This window comes from Actinopolymorpha alba DSM 45243, from assembly GCF_000373925.1.
Classification (GTDB): domain Bacteria; phylum Actinomycetota; class Actinomycetes; order Propionibacteriales; family Actinopolymorphaceae; genus Actinopolymorpha; species Actinopolymorpha alba.
In genome coordinates this window covers 21,077-27,117 of record NZ_KB892810.1, presented here as the reverse complement: position 1 = coordinate 27,117, position 6,041 = coordinate 21,077, and the positions used below count along the sequence as shown (strand labels likewise).

The window sequence follows — 6,041 nt, the reverse complement described above, 5'->3', positions numbered from 1 at the left end:
GGGATCATGGGCGCGACCAGGACGAGAAGTTCCACCGCCACCCGGTCGCAGACAAGCGGGGCGGTGAAGCCGCCGAAAGATTGCGCGACAACGATCAGATTGGTCCGATCGCCGATCGCCTCAGCCACGGTGTCGGCGTACTCGGTCAGGCCGGCCGAGTCGTCATCGCATGGAAGATCCGGCGCGATGGCCTCATGGCCTCGCGCATGTAGTTCGGCCTCCACCAAATGCCAGTACCATCCGACATCGCCAGCGCCGTGGATCAACACGAATGTAGCCACCCTGCCCCCTTCTGCTGCTCAGATCCCGATCCAGACCGCCACCTGCCCGTCTGGCCCTGGACAGCGGATCTGGGCATGAGAAAGGCCCCGGCAACTTGGATCCCCGGGGCCTGCCTTTGGATACACGTATCCGGGGCTGAGTGTTCTCCAGTTTTCAAGCGGATGAAAGCCGAGCCGCCCCACCATGCAGAGATGAGCACGCATGGGCCAACCGGCGGCCCCTACCAACTGACATAACCCGCTTCCCACCGCTGGTAGCTGCTGCCGTTGCACCCATAGCCCCGAAAGCCATAGCTGAAGCTGTGGTCCAGGCAGCGACCGGTCCTGTAATTCTTGTACGACTCGCTGCTGCGATACCACCAGGCTTGGTAAGTGCTCCCGTTGCAGGTGATTGCTCGTAGACCGTAGCTATTGCTGTGGTCGAGGCATTTCCCAGTTGCGCGGTTCTTCAGAATCTGCGTGCCTGCTCCGCCAGAATAGATGTCCCATATCTGGTTGGGTCCAAAGTTGCAGTCGAAACCGCGCAGGCCACGGGAACTACTGTGGTCCAGACACTTACGCGTGTAGCCGTTGCGCAACCTCCAGGTATACCAAGGTCCGCTGGCCTGGGCCTGCTTGGCTGGCTCGGCCTGACGCTCCGCCGTCCGCGCCGTGACAGACCCATCGTCGAAGGGTCTCGCCTCGCTCTGGCCCGACGCCCCTATGAGCGTGGCGAAGGCCATCCCGAGCACCGCCGCAAGCATGACCGATCCACGACGAAGCCCGATACTCCGCACCACGATGATCTTCCCTTCGCTCGACTTTCTTGGAACGCGGGGACGGTTCTCTCCCTGGGGCCATCCGTCCACACAGGGGCACGATGACGCTGGCCGCAGGAGATCCGCCACACGCCAACGAGTAGACCAACTCCCACTCCCACGGCTCTCCCACCGCGCTGTCACCGCGCTCTCACCGGGTTGTTGGGCCTCGAGATCAGGCGGGGTGGCAGGCGCAGGCAAGGTGAATATCAGTGGACAGCGGCCGGATCTCGCGTTGCTCAGCCGGCTGAGGTACGCCGCGGCGGCGCCACCCCGCGTTGGTGAGGCTCCTCGCTGCTCGCGGTGCAGGCCCCAAAAGGGCTGAGGGCATCGCTGAGTCCTCGCCGAACGACGGGCTGGTCAGCGTTTGATCTCGCGGAAGGTCGGGATGCTGGTCATCAGAACCGTAGCCTCCCAAAGGCGCAGCGCGTCTTCGCGTGGTGGGACGGTGTCAAGGACGGGGCCCGAAGAGGGCCTGCTGGTCGCCGTCGGGTGTGGTGATGACCAGGACAGGTGTGCCGATCTCGGCTCCGATGCGGTCGACGCCGGCGTGGTGGGAGGCGCGCAGCTCGGCGTCGTAGTCGGTGGATGTACCGGCCTCAGCGAGCCCAGGGGGCAGGTCGGAGCGTTGTAGTGCTTCGCTGATGTCGCCCTTTCATTCCCGCTCGGTGCCATCGGACTCGGTCCATAGTGCGTCGTAGAACGCGCCGAGCGCGGCGTGTCCGTGCTCGATCCGGATGGCGGTGGCAACGCGGGCGGGAGTCCACCTGGTTGGCCGAATGAGATTGCTTCTCACTCGCAAGATGAGTCGCCGTAGCGGGTGGCAATCGCGGCGGCGCGGTTGCGCAGGGAGGTGCGCAACGACTGCGGGGCCAGGGCTTCCGCGTTCGTGGCGAGTTGCCACAGCGCCCATTCGGCGTGTCGCGGATCCTGGAAGGTCACCTCCAGCCGCAGCCAGCCGTCGGCGTCGGCTTCTTCGGTGCGGACGGCCAGCGCGGTGCCGACCAGGTCCTCCCGCCGCGCCGGGTTCACCCGTACCAGCACGGCGACTTGGTCGCCGCCGGTCCGAAACCGCGTGCTGCGTTCCTGCCAGGCCCGGTCCAGATCGACTCGGTCTGGTCGCTGTGCGGGTTCGTCGAGTTCCTCGGCGGCCAACACCCGGTCCAGCCGGTAGGTGCGGTCCGCGCCCGACCTCGTGGCCAGCAAGTAGCCCTGGTCGCGTACGGTGACCAGGCCGATCGGGTCCACCGTGCGCCACTTAGGGGTCTGGTCCACAGCCGCGTAGTGGATGCGCAGTTTGTGTCCGGCGAACACTGCGCGCCGGACCTCGGCCACTATGGTGTCGGGCACCTCCTCAGCGACCACACGGCGCGAGAGGAGGTCAGCCTCCGGGTCGATGAGTAATCGCTGCGCCGCGCCGGCCGCGGAGTCCCGATAGCTTTCGGGCAGCGCGTCAACCACCTTGAGCATGGCCGAAGCGAGCGCCGAGCCGAGGCCGAATACCTGCGCGCCGCGCCGTGATCCGGCGACCAGCAGGGCGAGCGCCTCGTCGTGGCTCAGTCCGGTGAGCTCGGTCTGGAAACCGGGCAGCAATGCGAAACCGCCGTGCCGGCCGCGTTCGGCGTAGACCGGGACGCCGGCTGTGGACAGCGCCTCTATGTCGCGCAGCACGGTGCGGGTGGACACCTCCAGCTCGCGGGCCAGCGTGGCCGCGGACAGCCGGCCGCGCTGGCGCAGCAGCAGCACCAGCGAGACCAACCGGTCGGCGCGCATACGAAGACGCTACCGGAATACACGACACAGGATGTCGTGATTCGTTGGGAGGCTCTCAACACGACGTCAAAGATGGGCGGCTACCGAGCCGATGGACGTACGTACGCCCGATGAATCGAATGGAGCCGATGTGGCAGTGGAACGAACGGCAGTCAATCCGGCGACGTGGTCGGTGGAGATGGGATTCAACCAGGGTGAGGTCGTCTCCGGGCACACCCGCACCCTGTACTGCTCCGGGCAGACCGCCATGAGCAGCGACGGTAAGCCCCAGCATGACGGTGACATGGCGGCCCAATTGGCGCTGAGCCTCGACAACCTGGAGGCCGTGCTCGGCGAGGCCGGCATGTCTCTGGCGAACCTCGTCCGGCTCAACGTCTACACCACCGACGTCGATCTGCTCTTCCAGCACTACGGCGTGCTGGCGGCACGGTTGGGCGCCGCCAGGGTGGCGCCGACCACCACGATGCTCGGGGTGACACGGCTGGCGATCCCCGGCCAGATGGTCGAACTTGAGGGGACCGCCGTCGCGTGATGCGACCTCGCAGCCTCCGCTGCTCGTGCCGGTCGAACCGGCACGAGCAGCAGGTGTGTTGTCGATGCTGGTTCAGCCGCCGATCTGTTCGGCGGGCATGGCGGTGCTCCGTGCGGAGTGGGCGGCGGCATCCGCCGGGGGCGGGGCGGGGCACGGCGGCGGCTGGCCCCAGGTCGAGGCGCTTGTCCATGTTGAGGTGAAAGGTGCTGTACGGGTTGACGTTCGACCAGAACAGCGCGGTCAGGCCGCGCCGGTCCTCGTCCGAGAGCTTCTTCGCCCAGGCCGGTTCGGCCAAGACATGCTGGACCAGCGGGGTGTTGACGTGGACGAGCGCGGACTGGGGCAGGTGCAGGGCCAGCATCGACGTCGCCTCGGCACCAGTTCGCGCAGGGTCTTCTCCCCAACCACCGGATACAGCGCCCGCCGTACGACCTCGTCCGGCTTGCCGACCGCGGCCTCGGCCAGCCTGAAGAGGATGCCCTCCTTGCCCCGGACCTTCTTCAACTCCGCCGTCAGCTGTTTCTCGACCCGCCGCTCGGCACGGTCGTTGATCTTGTGGACCAGGCGACCAGCAAGTCGACCAGGGCGTCGATGATCTCCGCCGGACGGGACGAGCACAGCACAGCACCGCACCGCGAGCAACGTGATCCGCACGTCCTCACTCGCGTCACGGAAGTCCGAGGGGTACATCTTGATCGCCCGCGCCCGCCACGCAGACACCAGCTTCTCCGAGCAGCTCGGTGGGCGGCGCATCCGCGCCCCCGACGTCTCAGTGGCTAGCTGCGCGTTCCTCTACGCAACTTGGCGGTGTCTGCGACGGCTTGCAAACAGGTATCACCGTCGCCGAGCTGCGCTCAACGGTCGGTCCGGCTCCGCAGCGGGACGACCGTTCCGGAGGAGTCGATAGGCGCCGCGGCTAGAGCGCTTCGTCCAGGTCAGCGACCAATGCATTACCGTTGACAGATCCGTTGACAATGGGTCGCCCACCGAGCCGGCGGGCGACTCATATGTGCTGGTCAGACGCGAGCTGGGGCGGGAGGACTCGAACCCCCATCATCAGATCCAAAATCTGAGGTCTTGCCCTTAGACGACGCCCCAAGGCGCCCCACAGCCTACGCGGAGCCCAATCTGACCTTCCCACCGGTTTGGGTCGAAGGGGTGAACCCGCTCGAAGCGAGCCGCCCCGCCACGAGACCGGCCCCGCGGCGCTGCGGTCAGTACGCCCGGCCGACCAGGGCGATCAGCCCAGGTTCATCTTCCGACTCCGGCACGCTCCCATCGGGGCGGACCAGGCAGCGGACCGTCACCGCGTTCGCCGCCAGCGTCTCCTCCCCCTCGGCGCCCAGCGTCGACCACGGGATCCGCGCCCATCCCTGCCCGTCGACCGAGGCCTCGACCGCCTCCCCGACGCTCGCGACGTCGACGGTACGCCCGTCACGGACCGCACGAGCCTCGAGCAGGAGCGCGTCCTGGTCGGCGGCGAGGGCCTGGCCGATCTCCGCCACCACGGCCGGGACCGGCACCGGCACCTTGGTACCCGGAACCCGGCGTACGACGGTCACGGACCCGGCGGCGACGTCGCGCGGCCCGATTTCCACCCGGATCGGCACGCCCTTGAGCTCCCAGTCGACGGCCCGCCGCCCGAACCCGACATCGACCCGGTCGTCGAGTTCAACGCGTACGCCGGCCGACCGCAGCTCCGACACCAGCTTGCCGGCGAGCGCCGCGACCCCCTCGCCAGCCTTCACCACCGTGACGACAGCCTGCGTCGCGGCAAGCGCCGGCGGGATACGCAGCCCGGCGTCGTCGCCGTGCGTCATGATCAGCCCGCCCAGCATCCGGGTCGAGGCACCCCACGAGGTTGTCCAGGCGTAGGGCCGCTCGCCCGCCGCGTCGAGGTACCGGATGTCGAAGGCACGCGAGAAGTTCTGCCCCAGCTCGTGACTCGTCCCCATCTGGAGCGCCTTGCCGTCGCGCATCATCGCCTCGCAGGTGAGCGTGTGTACCGCGCCGGCGAACCGCTCCTTCGGCGTCTTCATGCCCGCCACCACCGGGATCGCGAGCACGTCGACCATGAAGCCGGCGTACACCTCGTGCAGGATCCGCCGCGCGTACGCCGCCGCCTCGGCCCGCGTCGCGTGCGCCGTGTGTCCCTCCTGCCAGAGGAACTCACTGGTCCGGAGCAGGAGCCGGGGGCGCAGCTCCCAGCGGACGACGTTCGACCACTGGTTCAACAGCAGCGGCAGGTCGCGGTAGCTCTGCACCCACTTCGCCATGAACTCGCCGACGATCGTCTCGCTGGTCGGGCGTACGACGACAGGCTCCTCCAGCGGCTTGCCGCCCGCGTACGTGACGACGGCCAGCTCCGGGCTGAACCCCTCCACGTGCTCGGCCTCGCGCTGCAGGTAGCTCTGCGGGATGAGGAGCGGGAAGTACGCGTTGCGGGCACCGGCATCCTTGATCCGGGCGTCCAGCGCGGCCTGCATGCGTTCCCAGACGGCGTAGCCGTACGGTCGGATGACCATGCTGCCGCGGACCGGGCCGTTGTCGGCCATCTCGGCCCTGGCCACCACCTCTTGATACCAGCGCGGGAAGTCAGCCGCCTGCGGCGTCAGAACCCCGGCTTTGCCCGTTGACCTCTCCATGGACCGACAGTAG

General features: G+C 67.8%; 8 protein-coding genes and 1 tRNA gene. 1 reads left to right on the top strand and 8 read right to left on the bottom strand.

Going from position 1 to position 6,041, the window contains the following annotated elements; genetic code table 11:
* From B141_RS0134740 to B141_RS0134725, 5 genes are all read right to left on the bottom strand, one after another.
* A partial coding sequence (locus B141_RS0134740) for an alpha/beta fold hydrolase (RefSeq protein WP_020579788.1) occupies positions 1-269 on the bottom strand: 269 nt, incomplete at its 3' end.
* Between the two features lie 233 nt (positions 270-502).
* Complete coding sequence (locus B141_RS44435; RefSeq protein WP_237742886.1) at positions 503-1,003, bottom strand: RICIN domain-containing protein; 501 nt, start codon at positions 1,001-1,003, stop codon at positions 503-505.
* 526 nt (positions 1,004-1,529) lie between these two features.
* Positions 1,530-1,697 (bottom strand): mycothiol-dependent nitroreductase Rv2466c family protein, encoded by a 168-nt coding sequence (locus tag B141_RS53130; protein WP_420313619.1) that lies wholly within the window; start codon positions 1,695-1,697, stop codon positions 1,530-1,532.
* 36 nt (positions 1,698-1,733) lie between these two features.
* Positions 1,734-1,874, bottom strand: a complete 141-nt coding sequence (locus tag B141_RS50010) for a hypothetical protein (protein WP_157181513.1) — start codon at positions 1,872-1,874, stop codon at positions 1,734-1,736.
* Positions 1,871-2,851 (bottom strand): helix-turn-helix transcriptional regulator, encoded by a 981-nt coding sequence (locus tag B141_RS0134725; RefSeq protein ID WP_020579785.1) that lies wholly within the window; start codon positions 2,849-2,851, stop codon positions 1,871-1,873. Before B141_RS0134725 ends, B141_RS50010 begins: the two co-directional genes overlap by 4 nt.
* Before the next feature lie 136 nt (positions 2,852-2,987).
* On the opposite strand from B141_RS0134725, the gene B141_RS0134720 reads away from it, so the two are divergent.
* Positions 2,988-3,383 carry a RidA family protein gene (locus tag B141_RS0134720; protein ID WP_020579784.1) on the top strand — a complete coding sequence of 132 codons (396 nt, stop codon included), beginning with the start codon at positions 2,988-2,990 and terminating at the stop codon, positions 3,381-3,383.
* 240 nt (positions 3,384-3,623) lie between these two features.
* On the opposite strand, the gene B141_RS44430 is transcribed toward B141_RS0134720, so the two are convergent.
* The 3 genes from B141_RS44430 to proS form a co-directional block, all read right to left on the bottom strand.
* Positions 3,624-4,103: a hypothetical protein gene (locus B141_RS44430; protein ID WP_202806027.1), complete on the bottom strand. Its 480-nt coding sequence runs from the start codon at positions 4,101-4,103 to the stop codon at positions 3,624-3,626.
* Between the two features lie 307 nt (positions 4,104-4,410).
* A tRNA-Gln gene (locus tag B141_RS0134710) sits at positions 4,411-4,481 on the bottom strand.
* A 116-nt stretch (positions 4,482-4,597) separates the two neighbouring features.
* Complete coding sequence (proS, locus tag B141_RS0134705) at positions 4,598-6,028, bottom strand: proline--tRNA ligase (RefSeq protein ID WP_026257849.1); 1,431 nt, start codon at positions 6,026-6,028, stop codon at positions 4,598-4,600.
* Positions 6,029-6,041 lie beyond the last annotated feature (13 nt).